Annotated in this window: 19 protein-coding genes, 2 tRNA genes and 2 pseudogenes; 10 read left to right on the forward strand and 13 right to left on the reverse strand. The window is 51.3% G+C overall.

Annotated elements, in window-relative coordinates; genetic code table 11:
* Positions 1–8: 8 nt before the first annotated feature.
* The 6 genes from hypF to hyaA are packed head-to-tail and all read right to left on the reverse strand — an operon-like array spanning position 9 to position 8,469.
* Positions 9–2,465 (reverse strand): carbamoyltransferase HypF, encoded by a 2,457-nt coding sequence (hypF, locus tag SIL79_RS15435; RefSeq protein WP_319619447.1) that lies wholly within the window; start codon positions 2,463–2,465, stop codon positions 9–11.
* Entirely contained in the window at positions 2,465–4,348 is a 1,884-nt protein-coding gene (locus SIL79_RS15440; RefSeq protein WP_319619448.1) for a NiFe hydrogenase, read from the reverse strand. Before SIL79_RS15440 ends, hypF begins: the two co-directional genes overlap by 1 nt.
* Complete coding sequence (locus tag SIL79_RS15445) at positions 4,335–4,934, reverse strand: HyaD/HybD family hydrogenase maturation endopeptidase (RefSeq protein WP_025010289.1); 600 nt, start codon at positions 4,932–4,934, stop codon at positions 4,335–4,337. Before SIL79_RS15445 ends, SIL79_RS15440 begins: the two co-directional genes overlap by 14 nt.
* 7 nt (positions 4,935–4,941) lie before the next feature.
* Positions 4,942–5,613: a Ni/Fe-hydrogenase, b-type cytochrome subunit gene (gene cybH, locus SIL79_RS15450; RefSeq protein ID WP_028779964.1), complete on the reverse strand. Its 672-nt coding sequence runs from the start codon at positions 5,611–5,613 to the stop codon at positions 4,942–4,944.
* A gap of 12 nt (positions 5,614–5,625) precedes the next feature.
* Positions 5,626–7,329: a nickel-dependent hydrogenase large subunit gene (gene hyaB, locus SIL79_RS15455; RefSeq protein ID WP_319619449.1), complete on the reverse strand. Its 1,704-nt coding sequence runs from the start codon at positions 7,327–7,329 to the stop codon at positions 5,626–5,628.
* Positions 7,330–7,332: 3 nt separating this feature from the next.
* On the reverse strand, positions 7,333–8,469 hold the full coding sequence (gene hyaA / locus SIL79_RS15460; protein ID WP_039035909.1) for a nickel-dependent hydrogenase small subunit: 1,137 nt from the start codon (positions 8,467–8,469) through the stop codon (positions 7,333–7,335).
* A 322-nt stretch (positions 8,470–8,791) separates the two neighbouring features.
* Here hyaA and SIL79_RS15465 point away from each other — a divergent pair, with 322 nt between their 5' ends.
* The 6 genes from SIL79_RS15465 to SIL79_RS15490 all read left to right on the forward strand — a co-directional run bounded on the left by SIL79_RS15465 (position 8,792) and on the right by SIL79_RS15490 (position 14,060).
* A complete protein-coding gene (locus tag SIL79_RS15465) occupies positions 8,792–9,289 on the forward strand; it encodes a TlpA disulfide reductase family protein (RefSeq protein WP_319619450.1) in 498 nt (165 codons plus the stop codon).
* Between the two features lie 3 nt (positions 9,290–9,292).
* Positions 9,293–9,517, forward strand: coding sequence for a DUF4266 domain-containing protein (locus tag SIL79_RS15470; RefSeq protein ID WP_039035907.1), 225 nt, complete (start codon positions 9,293–9,295; stop codon positions 9,515–9,517).
* Positions 9,508–10,857, forward strand: coding sequence for a DUF3570 domain-containing protein (locus SIL79_RS15475; protein WP_162207262.1), 1,350 nt, complete (start codon positions 9,508–9,510; stop codon positions 10,855–10,857). The genes SIL79_RS15470 and SIL79_RS15475 overlap by 10 nt, the downstream gene beginning before the upstream one ends.
* A gap of 57 nt (positions 10,858–10,914) precedes the next feature.
* The gene (locus SIL79_RS15480; RefSeq protein ID WP_039035922.1) at positions 10,915–11,847 is read left to right on the forward strand and encodes an FAD:protein FMN transferase; all 933 of its coding nucleotides are present in this window, start codon (positions 10,915–10,917) and stop codon (positions 11,845–11,847) included.
* A gap of 165 nt (positions 11,848–12,012) precedes the next feature.
* On the forward strand, positions 12,013–12,672 hold the full coding sequence (locus tag SIL79_RS15485) for a response regulator (RefSeq protein WP_039035905.1): 660 nt from the start codon (positions 12,013–12,015) through the stop codon (positions 12,670–12,672).
* The gene (locus SIL79_RS15490; RefSeq protein ID WP_039035904.1) at positions 12,669–14,060 is read left to right on the forward strand and encodes an ATP-binding protein; all 1,392 of its coding nucleotides are present in this window, start codon (positions 12,669–12,671) and stop codon (positions 14,058–14,060) included. Before SIL79_RS15485 ends, SIL79_RS15490 begins: the two co-directional genes overlap by 4 nt.
* An 87-nt stretch (positions 14,061–14,147) precedes the next feature.
* Here SIL79_RS15490 and SIL79_RS15495 read toward each other — a convergent pair whose 3' ends face one another.
* The gene (locus SIL79_RS15495) at positions 14,148–16,097 is read right to left on the reverse strand and encodes a TonB-dependent receptor plug domain-containing protein (protein ID WP_319619451.1); all 1,950 of its coding nucleotides are present in this window, start codon (positions 16,095–16,097) and stop codon (positions 14,148–14,150) included.
* A 383-nt stretch (positions 16,098–16,480) separates the two neighbouring features.
* On the opposite strand from SIL79_RS15495, the gene SIL79_RS15500 reads away from it, so the two are divergent.
* Positions 16,481–16,568, forward strand: a tRNA-Ser gene (locus SIL79_RS15500).
* A 621-nt stretch (positions 16,569–17,189) separates the two neighbouring features.
* Positions 17,190–17,280, forward strand: a tRNA-Ser gene (locus SIL79_RS15505).
* A gap of 1,378 nt (positions 17,281–18,658) precedes the next feature.
* Here the strand turns inward: SIL79_RS15505 and SIL79_RS15510 are convergent.
* The 4 genes and pseudogenes from SIL79_RS15510 to SIL79_RS15525 all read right to left on the reverse strand — a co-directional run.
* Entirely contained in the window at positions 18,659–19,162 is a 504-nt protein-coding gene (locus SIL79_RS15510; RefSeq protein ID WP_319619452.1) for an ankyrin repeat domain-containing protein, read from the reverse strand.
* 223 nt (positions 19,163–19,385) lie between these two features.
* A complete protein-coding gene (locus SIL79_RS15515; protein ID WP_101095064.1) occupies positions 19,386–19,814 on the reverse strand; it encodes a hypothetical protein in 429 nt (142 codons plus the stop codon).
* A gap of 242 nt (positions 19,815–20,056) precedes the next feature.
* The gene (locus SIL79_RS15520; RefSeq protein ID WP_319619453.1) at positions 20,057–20,377 is read right to left on the reverse strand and encodes a hypothetical protein; all 321 of its coding nucleotides are present in this window, start codon (positions 20,375–20,377) and stop codon (positions 20,057–20,059) included.
* A gap of 126 nt (positions 20,378–20,503) precedes the next feature.
* A pseudogene (locus SIL79_RS15525) lies at positions 20,504–20,746 on the reverse strand (transposase); the annotation flags it as partial.
* An 85-nt stretch (positions 20,747–20,831) separates the two neighbouring features.
* Between SIL79_RS15525 and SIL79_RS15530 the strand changes: the two are divergent.
* Positions 20,832–21,074, forward strand: a pseudogene (locus SIL79_RS15530) (IS5/IS1182 family transposase); the annotation flags it as partial.
* Here SIL79_RS15530 and SIL79_RS15535 read toward each other — a convergent pair.
* Entirely contained in the window at positions 21,024–21,197 is a 174-nt protein-coding gene (locus SIL79_RS15535; RefSeq protein ID WP_319619455.1) for a hypothetical protein, read from the reverse strand. The pseudogene SIL79_RS15530 and the gene SIL79_RS15535 sit on opposite strands and share 51 nt — an antisense overlap.
* Positions 21,198–21,287: 90 nt before the next feature.
* Here SIL79_RS15535 and SIL79_RS15540 point away from each other — a divergent pair, with 90 nt between their 5' ends.
* Positions 21,288–21,554, forward strand: a complete 267-nt coding sequence (locus tag SIL79_RS15540) for an AAA family ATPase (protein WP_319619456.1) — start codon at positions 21,288–21,290, stop codon at positions 21,552–21,554.
* Positions 21,555–21,594: 40 nt separating this feature from the next.
* Here the strand turns inward: SIL79_RS15540 and SIL79_RS15545 are convergent, their stop codons facing one another.
* Positions 21,595–21,933: a hypothetical protein gene (locus tag SIL79_RS15545; protein WP_144168744.1), complete on the reverse strand. Its 339-nt coding sequence runs from the start codon at positions 21,931–21,933 to the stop codon at positions 21,595–21,597.
* Positions 21,934–22,215: the final 282 nt, after the last annotated feature.

Raw genomic sequence — 22,215 nt, forward strand, 5'->3', positions numbered from 1 at the left:
CAGTAATTTCAACGTTCGGCCTGGCTCTGTGTGAGCCCGGGTTGATGTAATCCATACCAGAGCTGCCCGAGGGCGATACCGCCATCATTGACCGGCACCAGGCCGGGTTTCAAGCGGTGAAATTCAAGCCGGGCGAGTTCCCGGTGGCAGTATTCACTGAGAAGCCTGCTTTGAAACACGCCGCCGCTCAGTACCAGCGGTAGATCTTCTATTCCTTCGGCCTTGAGCCAATCACGGGCCTTGAGCGCCGCGGCGATAATCCCTTTGCCTATGGCCTGAATAAAGGCCAGCGCCAGCAGTTCACTGTCCGGCTCGGTGCGCCAGGCTTGCAGCAGCGCCGAAAATAACGGCGCGCTTTGCCACTGCCCAAGCACCAGCTCGGCGCGAGTGTTTGTCGGTTCGAGCTCATGTTCAAGCTTCAGCTCTAAGCCAAGCTTCTCGGCGCCTTGCTGTTTCCCGGCGGCAATGGCTCTGCGGGCAAGGGTTTCCAGGATAATCCCGGCTTGGCCTTCATATTGGCTGAGTCTCAAGTTCGCCAGCATAGCGGCGGCGGCATCGAATAAACGGCCGATGGAGTGGCTCTTGGGACCTATGCCACCGCTGGCGAGCTTGCCAAGGTTGGCCAGCTTGGCTGCAGGCTCGGCGGCAAAGACCGCCAATTGCTGTAATTCTTCAATGCCATGGTTTTGCAACAGCAGGCTATAGAGTAGGCGCCAAGGCTCGCGAATGGCCTGCTCGCCACCGAGCAGTGTCATCGGGCTCAGGGTTGCCAGGCGCTGAAAGCCCTGACAATCTGCCAGCAGCAGTTCGCCGCCCCAGAGCTGGTTGTCATCTCCAAGCCCTGTGCCATCAAAGCTGAAGCCCAGCACCTTGCCGCTGTAATCATTGGCAGCCATCACCGCCAGCAGATGGGCGAAGTGATGTTGCACCTCAAGCTGCCGAGCACTTTGCCGCTCGGCCCAGCGGCTGGAGGCGTAGTCGGGGTGTTTATCGCGGATGATGGCCTCGGGTTCAAAGCGGTACAGGTGATGGAAATTCTGCAAAGTGCGCTCGAAATAGCCTTCAGCCTCAACACTGAAAAGATCGCCGATATGGGGGCTGAGATAGAGCTGATTACCGATATTGAGCGCCAGGGTGTTTTTCTGTTGTGGGCCCACGGCCAGCAGTGACGGCAGCTTGTTGGAGCAGTTGTCTCCAGAGTCCTTACTCGCCAAGCTCTTGCTTGCTTTGTTCATGCTCGCCAAGCTTTTGCTTGGAAGGCTCAGCGGTGCATAACCGCGGGCGAGACGCAGTATTTGCAGTTCATCATCCAGCATCTGCACCACAGAGTCGTCACAACCGTTGATGATGGGGCGGTTATGATCCAATACTGCATCGACCACAGCCAGAGGCGGCTTGCCGAGTTGCTGCAGCACCTCGTCGCCGTCTGTGATAATCGGCTCACCGGAGCGGTTGGCACTGGTGGCCACCAGCGGCCGCTGCAGACCATCGAGCAGTAGGGTGTGCAGCGGCGTATAGGGCAGGAACAAACCCAGCCGGTCGATATCCGGGGCTATGGCGCTGCTGAGTGCCGGAGCGTCAGCCTGGTGTTGCTTCTTGCCCATAAGCACTATTGGCCGCTCTTGACTACTGAGCAGTTGCCATTCGGCGCTCGAGCCTTCGGCATACTGTTTGGCGAACTCGATTGAGGGCATCATCAGTGCCAGCGGTTTGGCCGGGCGGCACTTGCGGCGCCTAAGTTCAGTGACTGCGTCATGATTACCGGCATCACAGATCAGATGAAAGCCCCCTAGGCCCTTGATGGCGAGGATTTTGCCCTGTTTTATAAGGGCAATGGTTTGCGCCAGCGCTTGCTCTCTCTTGGCGAGGATTTCGCCGCCTGCGCCACGCAGTGTCAGCTCGGGGCCACATTTTGGGCAACTGACCGGCTGGGCGTGATAGCGCCTGTCCATAGGATCTTCATAGGCTTGGCGACAGGCATCACAGAGCGCAAAGCCCGCCATGGCGGTATTGTGTCTGTCGTAGGGCAGGTTGCGGATAATGGTGTATCTGGGGCCACAGTGGGTGCAGTTGGTGAAGGGGTAACCGAAGTGGCGATTATCGGGATCGCGTATCTCGGCCAGGCAGGCATCGCAGCTGCTCTTGTCGCTGCCCACAGTGACTATGGCCGCCGCTTGCCCCGCACTGCTGTGCGCTATGGTGAAATCCTGTAAGTCCTGCACTTGGGCATGGCTGACGGTGAGTTCATCAATGCGGCACAGCGGCGGGCGCTCGGTATCGAGCGCGGCTCGAAAGCCTGCCAGCGCCATCTCCGGACCTTGCACCAATATGCTGACGCCCTGCCCATCGTTGAGCACATGGCCCGTGAGCTGAAAGCGTTTTGCCAACTGGAAAATCCAGGGGCGAAAACCCACCCCCTGGACTATGCCTTTGATATTAAAGCTTTGGGCAACAAGCGCTGTCATCAGCGCCTCCTTTGCCTGAGCCAAAGTGCGCCGGCGGCGAGCAGGGCGCCGTCGAGATCGAGCAGCTGACTGGCCGCCAGCGGGAAGTTTTTGCCGATGCGGATGGCGATTCTCTTGCTCAGAACCGGGTTGGCCATGGCGCTGCCGGCCAGAAACACACAATCTATGCCAACGCTGAGATCCAGATGCTCGACCCAGTTGGCCAGATAGTCGGCCAGTGAATCCTGGGCGGCGAAGCAGAGCTTGGCGGCATCTGTGTCGCCGGCGAGGCGGAAACTCATGACAGTGCCCAGCGTTTTGCACCAGTTAAGGCCGCGCACCGCTTCGCCTTTGGCCAAGGGGTAATCGATTCGCGGTGCGTTGGCGCCCTTGTAACTCATGGCGGCGGCAATAAAGGCATCTTTAAGCTCTGTGGCCGACTGGCCCTGTTGTCCGAGCCCACTGATGATGGCGATAACGGCCCACAGTGCATCCAACCCGGGGAAGACAGATAGCTCGCGACTGCCAATATCCAGCAGGCGGTTATAACACTCGGGGAATTGGTTTTTGAATTTTTGCACCACAGTGCGCTGCGGACTTTGCTCCAGTGCGTGTACTATTTCATAGCCGCTGGCGGGCAGTTGAGTCAGTTCAAAGAAGCACTCTTGTTTGCCGTCCTTATCCAGATAGCGTATTTGTGAGGGATTCGAGCCGCTGAAATAGAGCAGTGCAGCTTTTTTTATACCGCAGAATTCGGCCTTAAGCGCGTTGAAGGCGCATTCGGCGCCGTGCTCTGTGGCCACTTGCCAGATATTAGCGTCATTCTCCGTGGCCGCTCTCAATACAATTTGCGGCTCTTTTTTGTTGCCCAGGTTTTGGACGGTCGCCACTGAATTGCCGAACCTTGCCTCATCGTGCAGGGTTTCCGGCAAGGCATGGCCTGAGCTTACCTTACTCAGCTGCGCCTGGTGAGCATAGAGCGGCAGATAGTGACCGGCTATCCAGCATAGCTCTACACGGGATGGCTGGGATAACTCAACCGCAAACAGATAGTCGCAGCCCTTGATACGCAAATACTCGCAGATGATCAGCAGCAGTCTGCTATCGGCAAACGCCACTGAGTACAGGGGCTGTGTGAGCCTGGGATGCTGCGAGCAGGGCCTTAACCGCAGCGCAGGTTTTTCCATCGAAGAAAGCGCCAGCACTTCGGCATCGCTCAGCAGGAAGTGGGCGTTGAGGCTATTGGGATTACAGCAGATAAGTGTTTGGCCGTTGGATATGTCCTGAGGCATATCATCTTGTTTGAGACTCAGTTTTAGGCGCCGATTGCCGCTGTCGGTAAGCGTGAGCGATTTGCCCTCAAGCAGTTGCTCGGCCATGGCACGGATATCGCTTGGTTGCAGGGCGCAGAGCTCCGGCTCGGCCAATACCGCCTCTTCACCATGACAGTGGGGGCAGGGCAAACGGATATTGGCAAAATCAGGGTGTTGGTTATCGCCCAAACGTGGCTGGCAGTGCTGACAAAACGCCAGGCTCGGCCGAGTGGCTGCATTGGGAAGTACGTCGGCTAAAGCCAATGGTGTGGCGGCGCCGAGCCTTTCCTCTGCCAGTAAAATACGTGAGTCCAGTAAGCTGGTGCTCAAGAGAAAATCACCTGCAATCTCATCGGCGAGCTGCTCAAGCTCACTCTGGCTCCCCTCTGCTTCGAGAATATATCGCCAGCTGATCCTGGGCGCTTGATGATTGTGCTCAAGGGCGGCAGCAGCGCTTTGCTTGGCCGCTGATTTCAGCGGCAACAGGGCGATAGTGATATTCAGCTTATCGTAATTAAGATATTGGTTACATAAATGCCCATACCAAGGCTGCTGCGAGGCGCAGTCAAATTCGAATCTAACGAGTTTCATGGGATGTTTCCGGCAGTTTGTCTTCTTCATCGACCGTTGCAGTTACAGACAGCTTTGGGCGATAGGAGTGGGGAATAAGGGCTTCTATGTCAGTGTTACCGGTTTTTTGGCATTGCCAGCCAAGGTGCTGCAAATAGTTGATAAGCGTGGTTTCCATCAAGGGCACGGCGGCGGCAATTTGCGGTGTGAGCCCAAGGGTCATGGGTTCAATCACGGTTGGGGTGATCCCAAGCACCATGGTGTGGGGCCTGTCGCCAAGCATCTCCATCATAATCAGGGTTTGCAGCATTTCCACTTCATGGGCGCTGCCTTGCCAGTCGATTTCAGGGGGAGCCTTATCGAAGTCGAAGAAATAGACTTCGCCGGGTTTGGCGCCTGCGGCATTGACGGTATCGACCAAGAGCAAAGCGTCGTACTTGGCGATGATAGGGGTAAGCCCCTGTGCCAGGGTGCCGCCGTCGAGGAGATCGAGCTGATCGCTTGGGTGAGTAAATTGATAGTTTTCATTGAGGTAATTGACAAAATGTACGCCGATACCTTCATCGGCGTACAGGACATTGCCAATACCCAGCAGCAATATCTTCATCTGACCTCTAGTGCTTGTCCGGGTGATAGTCATAACCCGAGACAATAGAGTCCACTGAGTTATGTTTGAAGCGGATACCTGTCCAGACCGCCATATAAACGTGGATAACCACGAAGATGACAAAGGCCCAGGTCAGATAGTGGTGCCAGATCCTGACCATGGCCAGACCACCCATCTGCGCCGTGATCCAGCCGGAGATATCCCACAGCCAGCCACCCATACCTTGATGGTAGACGTTGGCATAGAGTACCAGGCCGGTAATACAGATCACCGCAGCCATTACAGACACTGCCAGATAGGTCATAAACTGCAGTGGGCCATAGACACCGGCCTTGTTCAGCTTACCCATCCACAGATAGGACTTGAGCTGAACTATCCAACTCTTCACGCTCATCACATCCCGAAACGAGCGCCGCTCAATATCGCTCTTACTGAAGAAGAACAGATAAGCTCGGGCCAGGGTAATGGCACAGAGGATAAAGCCGAAGATCAGGTGGGCAAAGCGGATCCAGCCTTGCACCAACACATCACTGGACTCGGGCGCCACCAGAAATGGCCAGGCGATATAAAAGCCTGTCACTACCAGTACCAAAATGGCCAGCGCTCTGAGCCAGTGAAATATCCGGATCGCGGCGCTGAATACTATCTCCTGTTTATAGGAAACACTCGATGTAGCCATGACGCTTCCTCCTTAGCGGGCATTGGGATCGATACGGAATTCGCCCAAAGACTGCCCCTTGTAATCCATCACGTGTACGGCGCAGGCCATACAGGGATCGAAAGAGTGAATAATGCGGATCACTTCCAGTGGCTTGGTGGGGTCTTCGAGCTTTAAGCCTATCAGTGATGCCTCATAAGGTCCCATCTGTCCGTTGGCGTCCACGGGGCCTGCGTTCCAGGTGGTGGGCACCACGGCCTGATAGTTTTCCACCAGTCCCCCTTTGATGCGGATCCAGTGACTGAGCATACCGCGAGGTGCTTCGAGCATGGCGTGGCCGACATATTCCTTGTTACTGTCAAGTTCAGGCTTGATATAAGTGCTGTCGTCACTCTGGATATTGGTCAGCAGGGCATCGAAGGTGCGCAATCCCTCTTTGGCCACAATCGAGGTTTGCAACATGCGCGCTGCGGTGCGGCCAAGGGTGGTGAACAGGGCCTCAATCGGCAAGCCGGTACGTTGCAGCAAACCATTGACGGCATCGACCACCACTTGATTGCCTCTGGCATAGTTCACCAGCATACAGGCAAGTGGGCCCACTTCCACAGGTTCACCCTGGTAGCGAGGCGATTTCACCCAACTGTATTTGTTGTCGCCATCCAGGGTTGGCAGTTTGCCGTAAACCGTATCGCGCTCAACAAAGCCGGTGTAATCCGGAATTGTGGTGCCATCGTAAGGATGTTGCGGCTTATCGGCCTTATACCAGGCGTGGGTGACGTCTTCGGCAATCAGATCCGGGTTGATATCGCTGACACCGGCCAGGTCGCCCTTGAGGATAACCCCTTGCTCAAACAGATATTCACCATCAGCAGTGACAAAGTCGTTGGTGGCCATAAAGCTCTTGATGTTAACGCCGCCCAGTACCGAGGCTTCGCCGCCGAAGGCTTCGGCCGCCATTACGATATCGGCCTTGTAACCACGTTCAATAAAGTCGGCCACAATGGCATGTTTTTGTTTCCATTCCTGCAATCTTGCCGGGCTCAACATGTCACGCACTGAGGTGACACCGCCAACCACCAGAGACTGAGGGTGAGGCTGCTTGCCGCCGAAAATCGCCATCATCTCTGCCGCGACTCGTTGTACTTCCAATGCCTTAAGGTAGTGCGACAGGGCGATCAGGTTCTGCTCTGGGGTGAATTTATAGGTGCCGTTACCCCAATAGGCATTGGCGAAAGGTCCAAGCTTACCGGTTTCAACAAAGCCCTTGATTCTCTCCTGAACGGCTTTGAGCTCGCCTTCACCGGCAGCAATCGGCTTGTCAGTGTATTTGAGTGCCACCTGGGCCGCCTTGGCGGGATCGGCACTGAGGGCTGAAACCACATCGACCCAGTCCAAACCATGCAGATGATAGAAATGCACTATATGGTCGTGCATGATCAGCGAAGTATGCATCAAGGAGCGAAGATAGCGGGCGTTGAGCGGAATTTTCATCCCGAGGGCATTTTCCACCGCTTCGGTGCCGCAGCGATAGTGGGAATAGGTACACACCCCGCAGATCCGTTGCACGATAAGGCCCACATCCATAGGCGTACGGCCCTTGAGGATCACCTCAATCCCGCGCCACAGGGTGGAGGAGGACCAGGCTTTTTGTACCACGTTGTTTTCATCGACTTCCACCTCAACACGCAGATGGCCTTCGATACGGGTAATGGGATCTATGACTACACGTTGGTTCATTGATTAATCCTCCTTCGAACCGGCAAACAGACTGGCAACCGCATGGGCGCCGATACCCACCACAGTGGCACCGAGAATGACAGCGCCTATGGTATCGGCGGTGGCATCCAGGCCATGCAGCAGTTGTCTGCCAAGAGGTTTTTCAAAGTCAGCCATATCATCCCAGAAATTGGGCTCAGAGCAGCCCATGCAGCCATGACCGGCCAGCACAGGCCAACTGGTATGGTGATTGAAACGCTCGGTCGGGCAGTTGTTGTAGGTGTAAGGACCCTTACAGCCTACCTTGTAGAGACAGTAACCTTCTTTGGCGCCGGTATCACCGAATTCCTCGACAAATTCACCGGCGTCGAAACGGCCGCGGCGTTCGCAATTGTCGTGCACCCTGGCACCATAGGCCCACTTGGGCCGATTGAACATGTCCAGGGCAGGGAGCTTGCCGAACATGATGAAGTACATCAGGGTGCCGACAATATTCTTTTCACTCGGTGGGCAGCCACCCAGGTTAATGACCGTTTTGTTGACCACTTCATGGACACCCTTGGCACCGGTTGGGTTGGGCGCGGCGGCCTGAACCCCACCGAAGGCGGCGCAAGTACCCACGGAAATTATCGCAGCAGCGCCTTCGGCGGCATGCTTGACAATTTCGAGCCCGGTGTGGCCTTTACAACCGACCGTTAAGAAGGCGCCGTTGTTGGCCGTTGGCACGGCCCCTTCAACCGCCAGCAGGTAGTTGCCTTTGTAGGCTTCCAAGGCGTGTTCCAGATTCTCTTCTGCTTGCCAGCCGGCGGCAGCCATCAGGGTCTCGTGGTATTCCAGTGAGATATGATCGAAGATCAACGAATCCAGATTCGGGGTATCGGCGCGCACCAAGGATTCGGAGCAACCAGTGCACTCCGCCAGGTGTAACCAGATCAGAGGTACCCGATCGGCCAGTTCAGCGGCTTCGGCCACCAGATTGGAGAAGGGCAATGGCAGCGCCATCATGGCGGTAACCGAAGCACTCCACTTCATGAAATCACGGCGGGTCAGGCCGAGTTCCAGCATACGTTCCTGTAAAGATTTGTCCTGACGGGCAGGCAGCTGGCGCAACTTCTCCAGCCGTTGCCGTCCTTGCTCGTAAAGGGCTGCATGTGTGTCCATGGTTGAACCTTTTATTTATAAGAATGTAATAGCTTTTAACTCACACAAATCACGCCTATGAGTGTAGGTCGCAACAGAATGATTAAAGTTGATATGCGTCAAGATTTCTGCCGGGGTGTGATTTTTGATAAGTTTACTTTTTAATTACATGATCGGGATCAAAATGGTACGACAAGGGATTGGACAAATTGTCCAACTATCCCTTTTGAGGCATTTGAGATTTGTTATTTGCCAAACTTAAAATCCTTATCTATCCGTTTTATAGCTATTTTTTCAAAAACTGGAAATTGTGGGCTGCCAGTGAATCGAGAGGGTTCGACCTATGAGCGTCAAAAAATTGCTGTCACTGCTACTTGTGATACTTTTGTTGGTCTTTTGTGGTCAAGGGCATGCTAAACCGTTACAGTCCCCATTGGCACTGGCGTTAAGCCGTGATGATGGTACTCAAGTCAGCCTCAATGACTATAAGGGGAAGGTGATTTATCTGGACTTTTGGGCCTCGTGGTGTGCGCCATGTCGCAAATCGTTCCCCTGGATGCAGCAGATGTATCACAAATACCGAGAGACGGATCTCGCCATAATCGCGGTGAATCTGGACACTGACTCCCAATTAGGTAGAGAGTTTCTCCAGCAACTGGATGCCGACTTTGATGTGCTTTATGACCCAGAAGGGCGGCTGGCACGCAGGCTGGACTTGCAGGGGATGCCCTCAAGTTTTCTATTTGACCGGGATGGAAAACTGCTCGGTAGCCATGTTGGTTTTTTCACCGAGCGACAAAGCCAGTATGAGGCTGAACTCAAGCGTGCGTTAAAGGAGTAACAGATGCGTAGGATTCGTTTATTGGGCTTATCGCTTATTATCACTCTTGGGTTGACAGCTTGTGCTCAACTCGGGGTTGAACCTTGGGAGCGGGATCAGTTGGCGAGGGAGGATATGTCGCTGGCACACGAAAGGCTGGACTTGGCGCTGGACGATCATATCTACTTCAGCAAAGAGGGAGCCAGTGGTGGCCGCGCATTCGCCGGAGGAGGCTGCGGATGCAATTGAAGCGGCAAAAGGGCGAAACCAATATTGCCGCAGCGCTGACACTGGCCAGCAGCTCACTGCTTGCCAGTGGTGCGACGTATGTCGGAGATGATAACTTCAGCTATCCGGATAACAGTGCCGACAAGGCTACCGATTGGCAGTTGGAAGCCGCATTGATGTTTTATGGCGAGCAGGACAGGGTGACAACTCTTGAGGGAATTCTGCTGGCTAAAGGCGAATTTGATGACAGCAGTGGCCTGGATATTAAACTGGTGTTCGACAGCCTGAGCGGCGCATCGGCCACGGGCGCCGTGGTGCAGCAACAGAGCCAAACCCTGACCCGGCCTTCGGGCAACGGCGAATATCAGATAGCCGCCGGTGAGCAGGTGTTGGATGACAGCTTTGATGATAAGCGACTGCAACTGAGTGCCGATTGGTATAAGTTCTTTGAAAATAACTGGCAGCTGGCAGGCGGCTTTTATGGCTCACGGGAATATGATTACACTTCGCTCGGGGTCAATGGCGCGCTGGAGCATAGCTTCAACAAGAACAACAGTACCGCGTCCCTGGCGTTGGCTTACGGCCTGGATACCATAGATCCGGTCGGCGGCCGACCTTTGCCGCTTGCAACCATGGCAAGAAGAGTGGATTACGACTCGGAAACGGCCTTCAGGCAAGCCTTTGAGGCAAGTAGAGAAGGCGGCTCGGATCATAAGCAAACCCTGGATCTGCTGCTGGGTTTTACCCAGGTGCTCAACCGTCGCTGGCTGTTGCAGGGCAACTATGGGTTTTCCCTGGTTAAGGGGTACCAGACAGACCCCTACAAGGTGCTGAGCCTGGTGGACAATCTGGGTGTCACCCAGAGTTACCTTTATGAATCCAGGCCGGACTCACGGCAAAAGCAAAGCCTGTTTTTGCTGCTCAAGGGGGCGCTTGATAGGGGCGTGCTGGATCTTTCCTGGCGCTACACTTTCGATGATTGGCAGCTGGATTCTCATACGCTGGAGAGCCACTTCAGGCACTATTTCTCTGATGGCTTCTATGGTCAGTTGCACCTGCGTTATTACCGCCAGAGTGCGGCATCCTTTTATCGGCCCTTGTTGCTCCGCAATGAGGGCTCAATCTCCGGCTATTCAGCTGAATTCGCCAGCGCAGACCACCGCCTTGGTGAGCTGCAAGCCTATACGGTCGGAGTTAAGCTCGGACATAAGCTCAGCGAGGGTCGCGAGCTCAGCTACCGCCTGGAATATTATCAGCAGCAGGGTGAAAACAACGGCACCTTACTGCCCGGTGAGCTTGGCAATATGCAGCTGTTTCCAAGACTCAGGGCGGTGATTGCCCAGCTCAGCTACCGTTTTTAGTTAATAGACAGTAGAGGAAAGCTGCCTTTGATCAAGAGCCACACCTCAGCGCCAGAGATGAACCTTAGCCGTACCGACTTTGGTTTTCGTGGCCGTTTTCGCTCGATGGCTAGCCCCTGTGAGTTACTGATTGCAAGCGATGACGAGCGTTTGGCGCTTAGCCTCACTCAAGCTGCCATTAAGGAATGCCAAAGGCTTGAGCAGAAATACAGCCGCTTTTTAGCGGGCAACTGGCTATGGCAGCTCAATCATTCAGCCGGAGCGCCTATTATACTGGACAGCGAGGCGGCGGCGTTGCTGCAGTTTGCCAAACGCTGCTGGCAACTGAGTGAGGGCTTATTTGATATCACCGCCGGCCCTCTGCTCGCGCTCTGGTGTTTTGAAAAGGGAAAGGGTTCAGAAACTTCACTGCCGGGTTCGACTGATATCAAAAAAGCCTTGTCCCGGGTTGGCTTTCAACACCTCAAGTTCAGTTCCCATTTTGATGACAGTGCTGAAGATAAAAGCCCCCGAGAAATAGCTGATCCGCCCTGGATCATGCTGCCAGAGGCAATGCAGTTGGACTTCGGCGGCCTGGTAAAAGAATATGCCGCCGATAGGGTTGCCGGGCTGTGTATGACCCGGGCCGCAACCACTGAGGTGCTGGTCAATCTCGGTGGTGATATCGCCGTCAGTGGGAAAAAATGCTGGCAGGTGGGGATTGAAGATCCCGTCAATCTTGACCGAGCCGCGGAGCTGATGTCGCTCGATGTGGGCGCATTGGCCACCAGTGGCGACAGTCGCCGCTTTATCGAACATCAGGGGCATCGTTATGGTCATATTCTGGATCCTCGCAGCGGTTATCCTGTACAGGACGCGCCCCATAGCGTGACGGTTAAGGCCGCGAGCTGCATCACAGCCGGCATGTTGGCGACCCTTGCCATGTTAAAAGGCGCGGCGGCAGAAGACTTTCTCAAGGTGCAGCAACTGGAGTATCGCGTCATCAGATAACCTCTTCAATGAGTTGCGATTGCCGAAATCAGCAGTCTTCTCTTTGACTATTTGTAACTATGCTGCCATTTGGACCTTGTCTGGGCCACTTGATTCTTGCCTTCAGCTTGACACAGGCGCGGCGCTGCTGCGAAATAGGGGCAACCTAAACCGGATGTTATACCCATGAGAATATTGCTGATAGAAGACAATGAGTTGTTGGCTCAGGGGATCTTGCTTAGTCTTGCCAAGTTGGATATGCAAGTAGATCACGTCACCAGTATCAAACAAGCCGAGGCGGCAGTGGTGAATGAAACCTTTAGCGCTATAGTGCTGGATCTGGGCTTGCCTGACGGTAACGGCCGTCAATTATTGACCCAATGGCGCCGCCGCGGCATAGATACCCCGACTATAGTGCTGACCGCTAACACCGACTTTGATACCAAGCTTGCCTGCCTGGATCTCGGCGCCGATGATTACCTGGCCAAACCCTTCGATGTACGCGAGCTGGTGGCCAGAATTAAGGCGATCGTCAGGCGGCAACACGGTCTTAATCAAAACCGTTTGGAAGTGGGGGCTCTGGTTATTGATATGGATGCCCACCAGGTGCTGTTTCGCGGTCATCATATTCAGGTGTCGCGGCGCGAATATCAATTGCTGCTTGAACTGGCTCAGTCCAGTGGCCGGGTGCTCAGCCGTAATCAGCTTGAGCAGCTGACCTATGGCTGGGATGAGGTCGGTAGTAACTCCATCGAGGTGCATATTCACCATTTACGTAAAAAAACCGCCAATGAGCTTATCAAGACAGTACGTGGCATAGGCTATACCTTGGTGGCAGTAGAATGAGCCGGATATCTTTGCGGGTGGTGATGATGGCATTGATGCTGCTTGGCATCTGTTTGTCGGTTGGTGTCAGCAGTTACCTCAACACCCAGGACTCTCGCCGCCAGATAGAAGAGCTGTTCGATGCTCAGATGCTGCAAAGTGCCAAGATGCTGGAGATGTTCTATGGTGCTCAGGGGCAAGAGCATCGGCTGGATATGCTTGAAAAACCGCTGATTTTGAGCGTCAACCCGGGCAAGGCCAATACATTTACCGAGCAGGCCGATGCCACTGAGCTGAGTTATGAGTTAAAGCTTGCCTATCAGATGTGGACCCCGGCCAAACAGTTGATGGCGCGTTCTGATAACAGCGACTCTCAGCCCATGGCGCCGTTCGAGCGCGGTTATCACAGACACTATTATCAGGGCGAGTTGTGGCATCTGTTCAGTTATTTCTCCGATGATCTGGGCGTATGGATCATTACCGGCCAAAGGGACGATGTGCGTGGCGAGCTGGTGGAGCAGATCATGGGTAACAGCCTCATCGGTCCGGCGCTGGTGGTACCGGCAGTGGCGTTGCTGATGGTGTTTCTCTCCTATTGGTTGTTGCAACCTCTGGACAGTTTGGCCGTCAGGCTTAAGCACCGAAGCCCTGCGGATATGCGGCCGCTGGCGTTGCAACTACCCAAAGAGTTAGTGCCGGTGCAAGATGCGCTCAATACCTATATTACCCGCATTAGTGATAATTTAGCGCGAGAGCGGCGTTTCAGCGCCGATGCGGCGCATGAGCTAAAGACCCCGCTGGCGGTCATTAAACTGCACCGTCAGGGCTGGCAACAGGCCAAGACAGAGGCCGAGCAGCAGCTGCACCTTAATGCCATAGACACAGGTATTGGTCAGATGACCCATATGGTAGAGCAGCTGTTGTTACTGTCTCGGGTGGAATCCCTGTCCGAGCTGGAAGTGGCGCAAACGCCGGTGGCGGTAATGGTGCAGGAGGTGCTGGATCAATTGCTGCCGCTGATTGCCGATTACAGTTGGCAGCTGGAATTGCCGGAAGAGGTGTGTGTCAGGGTCGATCCCTTCTATATGAAACTGGTGCTGAAAAACCTGCTGGAAAATGCCTGCAAGTATTCGGGCAAAGATCAGCCAATCAAAGTCAGTTGCTGGCAAGAGGGTCGCCAAGACAGCAAACAAGTGGTTATTCAGGTATTGGATTCAGGGCCTGGGCTGCCATTGGAGCAGTGTCGGCAGTTGACTGAGCGCTTTTTCCGGTTCGCCGATGAGTCGGTATCCGGTGCAGGTCTGGGCTTGTCTATCAGTGCTCAAATCGTCGAGCTGCATAAAGGTAAGTTGAGTATTCAACCGGGCATTGAACGTGGCTTGGATGTAAGGATCATCTTGCCGGTTTGAGTTAGTCGGGCAAAGACAATTAAAAAGCCGAGCAGAAATAAAAGCCGCAGCCTCCAATGGGGTTGCGGCTTTTAAATAAGGCAACTCTCAGAACAGATAACGATAGATTACTTGCGCCGTTCGCGGAGCGCCCAGAGTGGCAATAGGGTACTCGGCCTTGTGGCCATGTTTGAAAATAGCGCTGGTGTTGTCCTCATCAAACAGATTATCTATCCGCAGCGTTAACTGCTGGTTTTGGCTGGCGGTCAACCACCAGTCGGCGCCTATGCCTGTCAGCAGATAGTCGCCGGCCTTGAGCCCATAATCGGTAAATTCACCCACATAACGTCCCTGAAGATAAACATTCAGTGAATCAGTGGCATCCCAACTGAGGCGGGCAAAGCCCATGTATTGCGGGATCCGCTCTATCTGCTGATCTTTGTCGCGCTCGCGGGCACGGTTATAACTGCCGGATAACTCAAGTTGCCAGCCCTGGGCGGGGTTCATGATGTATTGAATATCCAGCCCCTGAGCCCGAACCTTGCCATCCAGGTTGGCGTACTGCCAAACATTGGTAGCAATTTCCCGTTTGTCCACCAGGTTGTCGGTTTCACGCCAGTAGGCCTCGACACTGAAAGTAAAGTCGCCTTGATAAACCAGTGTCAAATTGGTGTTGATACTCTCTTCACTCTCAAGATCAGGGTTGCCCAGGGTGCCGACCTTGGCCCATAGCTCAGATGAAGTGGGTTGCCGAAAACCATTGCCCACGGCGGCTTTCAGTTGCCAGTTTTGCCCAAGCTCCTGCTCAAGTCCCAGTGACGCCACCCATTTGTCTTCATTGTTGGCCAGGCGGTTATACCTGAGCCCTAACGCCAGCACTGTGCCTGGCAGAGCGGAAAAATTCGGCTTGTATTGCAAAAAGGCGGCTTTGGTATCGTCGGTGGGCGCTTGCAGCTCCATCACTTCATCGGCGCCATAATAGCTTTGCCACTCTACGCCGCCGAGCCAGTTGTCACCCGAATCGGCCCGGTAACGACCGCTTACCTTGGCGCCCTTGTCGGTAAAGCCCCAGTAGGCATCCCGGTAAGGGATAGTCATGCTGCCATCCGGCTCCAGGGTGATTTCAGAGTAATAGGAGTCCCAGTTTTGATAGTGAAGCCGGGTTTCCAGGCTCAGCTTATCCGTTGCTTGATATTGCCAGCCGAGCCAGGCCAGAGTCTGTTTGCGCTCGTTTTCCGAGACGATGGCGCTGTAGGCCAAAGGCCTTTCCAGTACGCCATTATTGTATTGGCCGAACAGGGTGATTTTGTGCTCGGCAGCGGGTTGCCAATTGAGCTTACCGCCTATGTTCATCATGCGATAACCCCGGTCTTTATCTTCCGCGGCTACCGGCGAGTATTCGTCATCTTCCCAGAATGCGTAACCGTCAGATTGACTGGAGCTGCCGCTGAGGCTGTAGCTTAAGGTATCGCTGCCGCCACTGACATAAGCACCGAGATCATAACTGGTGAGAGTGTCGGCGCTTAAGTTAACTTCGCCGCCTTGCTCGCCATGACTGTCGCGGGTGATGATATTGACTACTCCGGCAATGGCATCCGAGCCGTAGATCAAACCTTGAGCGCCTTTGATCACCTCAATGCGCTCTATCATCATGGGGTTGATACTGTCGGTATAGGTGGAGCCATAGAGGCGGTTATTGAGGCGATTGCCGTCCAATAGCCAGAGTATATCCACAGGACGACTGCCCTGAAGCGAGTAGTCGGTATCCGTATGGCGGCCATTACGGCCGTTGGCAAATAGCCCGGGCACAAACTGGTTGAGGATTTCATTGATATCCACCGCACCAGCCGACACTATCATGTCGCGGCTGATAACCGTCAGACTCTGACCGGTATGGCTTAGAGCCAACACAGAATCATCCTGATAGCGGGTGCCGTTGACGGCGATGATCTCCATCGCTTCGTCGGCCTGGCCGGTAGGCACCAGCAGTATATAAGCGGCAATAGCGTAAAAGGGCAGCCAAGGCTGTGTCCGTTTTAAAGAGTAACTTCTACACATCTCAATCGTCCTTAAAAAGACTGTGTGATAATTCAGGCAACCGTTAATCGGGTTAACTTTGTGTTGCCGCGCATTCAAAAGGTGTGATTTGTATGAGTGCGCCGAGTTACATCGCTTATTAACACGGTGACGATTATAGAAACTCAACCAAGTGATTTGTTGATGGAGATCAAATTCCAGATAAAGAGTATGAAAAATATTATATTCGTAATACTGATGTGGACTTCGACGTATGCTGATGAGGAGGCTTTAAGGCGATGACACTGAAGCAACTTGTTGCGGCTAAAAACCAAGCGAACGAATGAGAATGCGCGATAAAAGATTGACCCGGTCTGCCTACTTCTCTATAGTAGCGCCCCGTTGAGACTCAAGAGTCCAACTATGGTGAGGTGTCCGAGTGGCTGAAGGAGCACGCCTGGAAAGTGTGTATACGGCAACGTATCGAGGGTTCGAATCCCTCCTTCACCGCCAGATTTAAAAAACCCGACCTTATGGTCGGGTTTTTGCTTTTCTAGGCACAATCTTTCGAATGATTGTGAGTGGTTCAGCCAGCACTGTCGGCTTTTGGCGCCTGGAGGGGATAAAGGCTGGTACAAACATAGGCGGTGTCTATGATTGAATCTAGGCCAGACGCCACGACAGACTTGTACAAGATTTGCACAAGGTCAGGCAGGTTATTCCCGTCGAACTCAGCCCCTTCCTTGAGGGTAAATTAGAGCCTCAAGATCAAGCCCCCCAGAAGTAAGACTCAAAGGTTCTCTAGCTATTAACGAGTTCGAGAATCTGATAGTTCAAGCGCTTAAGGCCATAGCCATGCCAATGATGTCGATGTAATGACTGGGTAAGTTTCGGATTAGCACAAGATACAGCCGAAACAGAAAGGTATTACGAGGCTTCGGAGGTAGGGGCATGAACTGAATTTCATCAGAGCGGCAAAACTGGGAACTCCATATCGTCAGTATATTTCCAAGGGCTTGCAAGGCTGGAATGTTCAACTAAAAGCCGCTTTGACTAACGAATAAGCAATTGGAACGAAATGATTTATTAAAGGTTTACACGCCTTTATGTTAGATATATTATTCGCCTCGTTCCGGAGGGGTGGCAGAGTGGTTGAATGCACCGGTCTTGAAAACCGGCATGGGTTTATAGCCCATCCAGGGTTCAAATCCCTGCTCCTCCGCCATATTCAGAGAGGCCCGCTTGTGCAAACAGGCGGGCTTTTTCGTATCTGAGTTTTGCTGATTGTTATTCGTTTGGTGTTGTTTGGGGGATTTCCGAGGGACTGCTGGGTTTATAGCGCTGTCATGCAGGGTTCAAACTTCTGCTCCTTTACCATATTCAGAGGGGCCCGCTTGTGCAAACAGGCGGGCTTTTTCGTGTCTGAGTTTTGATGATTGTTATTCGTTTGGTGTTGTTTGGGGGATTTCCGAGGGACTGCTGGGTTTATAGCGCTGTCATGCAGGGTTCAAACTTCTGCTCCTTTACCATATTCAGAGAGGCCCGCTTGTGCAAACAGGCGGGCTTTTTCGTATCTGAGTTTTGCTGATTGTTATTCGTTTGGTGTTGTTTGGGGGATTTCCGGGGGATTGCTGGGTTTATAGCGCCGTCATGCAGGGTTCAAACTTCTGCTCCTTTGCCATATTCAGAGAGGCCCGCTTGTGCAAACAGGCGGGCTTTTTCGTATCTGAGTTTTGCTGATTGTTATTTGTTTGGTGTTGTTTGGGGGATTTCCGGGGATTGCTGGGTTTATAGCGCCGTCATGCAGGGTTCAAACTTCTGCTCCTTTGCCATATTCAGAGAAGCCCGTTTGTGCAAACAGGCGGGCTTTTTCGTATCTGAGTTTTGCTGATTGTTATTCGTTTGGTGTTGTTTGGGGGATTTCCGAGGGACTGCTGGGTTTATAGCGCCGTCATGCAGGGTTCAAACTTCTGCTTCTTTGCCATATTCAGAGAGGCCCGCTTGTGCAAACAGGCGGGCTTTTTCGTATCTGAGTTTTGATGATTGTTATTCGTTTGGTGTTGTTTGGGGGATTTCCGAGGGACTGCTGGGTTTATAGCGCCGTCATGCAGGGTTCAAACTTCTGCTCCTTTACCATATTCAGAGAGGCCCGCTTGTGCAAACAGGCGGGCTTTTTCGTATCTGAGTTTTGATGATTGTTATTCGTTTGGTGTTGTTTGGGGGATTTCCGAGGATTGCTGGGTTTATAGCGCCGTCATGCAGGGTTCAAACTTCTGCTCCTTTACCATATTCAGAGAAGCCCGTTTGTGCAAACAGGCGGGCTTTTTCGTGTATGAGTTTTGCTGATTGTTATTCGTTTGGTGTTGTTTGGGGGATTTCCGGGGATTGCTGGGTTTATAGCGCCGTCATGCAGGGTTCAAACTTCTGCTCCTTTGCCATATTCAGAGAGGCCCGCTTGTGCAAACAGGCGGGCTTTTTCGTATCTGAGTTTTGATGATTTCCTTGGCTTGTGGCCTTGTTGAATTAACGCACTGATAAGGCCTGGAAAAATGACAGTTACTAATATGTAGTGCTTATTGACAATAAAATAGTGGGGGAGGGAGTTAGCTAATGGACTGGATATAGTCTGCAATATCAGTGCGCCCCCATTCATGGGCAAACTCAAGGGCTCCCATGTCCTTCATCGTCTGGCCGGTATATCGGACCCTTGTATCTATACCCGCCTCCACTAGCCGCTTCACAATATGGAGGTGACCATAATGTATTGCAGTAAAAAGGGGATTGCGGTCTGGCTCAGAAATATCGAGTCTTGCGCCAAGGCCGATGAAGTAGTTCACAATATCTTCGTTGCCATTCGAAGCAGCCCTATGGATTGGACTACTGCCACTGATACTATCTTTGCTATCGATATCGGCTCCCAGCTTGACCAAAGCCTGGCACAATGCCAAGTTGTTATTATCAGCCGCAATATGAAGCACGCTGCCCAGTGGCGTTTGTAATCGAACCAGCTCTGAATTCATCTGCAACAAGTCGATTGCATCAGCGGTTCTCTTCTCCCTGATGCATGTCATCAGAGCCCTTAATTTCAGTATTACTGCTTCGTTCACTTATTTATCCGTCCTGAGTTAGTGATTCCCTGTGGGTATCAAGCCTAGTGTTTTCTGGAGTATTAGATTAATTAACAGCCTCATGCTGGTTGAGTTTTACCGACAAAACATGGGCAAACATTCACCATTGGCCAGTAAACCTATGCTGTCGAATAAGGTTCATATGACGGCTTGTTTTATTAATACCTGTAGTGCCGCATTTGACAGAGGGTTACGGCATCCACTAGGTGCAGAAATTCTTACTATTAGGGTTATCTGGGTTCAGGACTTGTATCCTAAAGTCCGGCGCCAGATTGAACCGTTTTATAACGCTCGATATTCGGTCAGATGTTAATGCAGAACCGAAATCCGAGAAGAATGGGATTGGATCATTATTGATAGCCCACATGTCATTCATTGTCTTGGCTAATTCTCTGGCTTGCTCCCAATCACCTGCAAATATCTTGGAGTAATCAAAATGCGGCCATGCCGCAATATCATCCTCCTCTGCCGAATCTTCGCTGAAGAGAAAGGATACGCTGATCTCCGAGTGCCAAGGAAACACGCCTACATCAATGATCCTTAGCTCTTTTTCGCCAAAGTCAGCTAAAGCTTGCCGCAATTTCCCTTCTAGCAGTTGCTCAATGTTTTCTCTGCTGTACTCCATATCCATTCCCATTTCTTTTGATGTCTTAATTAAGCTGTATAGGTTTATATGAACTGTTAGACTTCGCGCCTACTGACCTTTCCCGAGATTAGTATCAAGGATGAAAAATGTCGCATGTAGTCTTGCAAGCCGATGTTCAGCCATTTAAATTAAAAATACAGTAAAAACTACTATGCCCATAACTCTTGTTGTAATTGTACGAATTTTCCAAGCGTTACCAAGTCCAGCAGTAATGTAACATGGTCTTGCTAGAATTTGATTGCACTTAAAAACTTAGAAATAGAGTTGTGTAACTTGAAAACACCAAACTCTATATCTACGTAGTACACATTGCCCGCATTTTTTGGACCACTACCGACAAAAATCATTTCATCGCCTAGGGTGACCGCAATGGGGTTTGCATCAATACCTTCAAGATAAGGGTTATACCTTTCACGGATAGCCGTTACCTCTTCTGGCTGGATTATTTCAACTATCTCCAACTTCTTGTCAGGTATAAAATCACTCAACTCCTTATACTGAGCTACATCTATGTATTTTCCGATAATTTCTTCTGTGATGCTTTCCATTACTTCCCCGAGAGGTATCACGCCTCAAGTAGCGCTTCAGTTAGTTGACTTGTTAATAAATGAAAACTGATGTAAAAAGAAAAAATCAAGCCATCCACTGTAAAACAATAACTTAATCTTCTTTCTGTCTATATCAATATGCAACACCAGATGCAGATGATTACTCATTATGGCGAATGCCGCCACATCAATGGCAAAAACGGCCTCCAGTTCAAACAGTAACGATTCCACCCAAACACGGCGGTGGTCATAATTTTTACCCGAGTAGGCATCATCACCACACAGAAAGGCACGCCGTACCACGCGGGTACAACAATGATAGTAAGGCGTATCTTCAAGGCTGATTTGAGTTCGGCGAGGGCGCGGAATAATAACCTCCTTGTTAAATGCTTAAACAAAGCATAGTCGGAGACTAATTAGTACGCCATTAACGCTGGGTGTCCATATTTTTCAAGGGCATCCTCGAAATGAAGCAGTGGATGCACTTAAGGCCGGAGAGTTGAAGCAATGGAAATTGATGAATCACTACCATCAGCGTTCCCTATCTGAGACCGCCATGTATCGCTACAAACAACTCATTAGCGCCAAATTAAGTTTGCGTGACTATAACGGGCAAGTGGGTGAGGCATTGGCTGGGGTTAAGGCATTAAACAAAGTCATAAGACTGGGTATGCCTGTTCGCCAGAAAATCTCGTAAAGCAGCTGAAAGCCTAGGGGCAGTTGCGTTCAAGCGAATGATTTGATCAACAACGCCGGTCAGGTCTTTACCTGCACGCAGAGCTTCAATGGCGGCTTCCATGTCGAATGTAGGTTTGGTCATTTGAATATCCTTTTGGGTGTATATTACTCAAATGACACAGATTTATGAACACTACCGAGTTTAGTGCTTAACAGGTTTTCAGGTAACAGCTTGTTTATTTTAGACGAACCTGAAGCTTCACTGTCACCAACTAGACAGATGACATTCATGGCAACCATTAATCAGCTGATTCAAAAAAAATCACAGTTTATCATAGCCACACATTCCCCAATTCTTCTCTCTTATCCCAATTCTACTATTTATCGAGTATCTGAAGATGGATTTAATCTCATAAACTATGAAGAAACAGATGCCTATCAAATAACACAAGCTTTTTTAAAGAATCCTAATCGTATGTTTAGAGAATTGTTTAAATAAAAAAATAAATTTATCGATGACTTAGCTAAATGTTATTGCATTACTTTGAACTAAGTCTTTCGATGTGTTGATGTAAATTTATGCCCTCATCTTTTTCACTTGGGAATGCGGTTTTGTATATTTCTCTAATCTTATTGTATTCAGATTCTCCGCCACTCATTATGTTAAAGCTCACATCTTTTTTACCTACATAATCATGAAGTTCTAAACTATTAAATAATAGAGATTTTGTAGCGTTCAAAAGCTCTTCTTTATACTTCTCTGAAATGCTGCCATCATTCTTTATTTCAGTAATTGCAATATGAAAAACTCTTTCTAATGGCACTGAAAGATTTGCTAATGATTCAAACAATGCACGAATATTAGTCGGATTATTCAAGATTACTACCTATTTGTTGTGTACTTGGGTGAGCTTAACCTAACATATATATTAAAAAGAATGAAGTAATAAAAGGCAAATATAAAAGATGGGACATTCAAATCTTTCATAAGCCCTGAAAAATCTATAAGTAGGTCTGTAAATTGTGGCCAGTTTTCTGCGGAACACTGGCCAATCTGTTTCGGAATCCAAAAAAATCAAGCCACCCACTGTAAAACAATAACTTAATCTTCTTTCAGTCTGCGTTCAAGCAGCGCTAGGTGATTTGAGTACGCTGAGGCC

Origin of the sequence: Shewanella indica (assembly GCF_033842865.1) — a bacterium.
Classification (GTDB): domain Bacteria; phylum Pseudomonadota; class Gammaproteobacteria; order Enterobacterales; family Shewanellaceae; genus Shewanella; species Shewanella indica.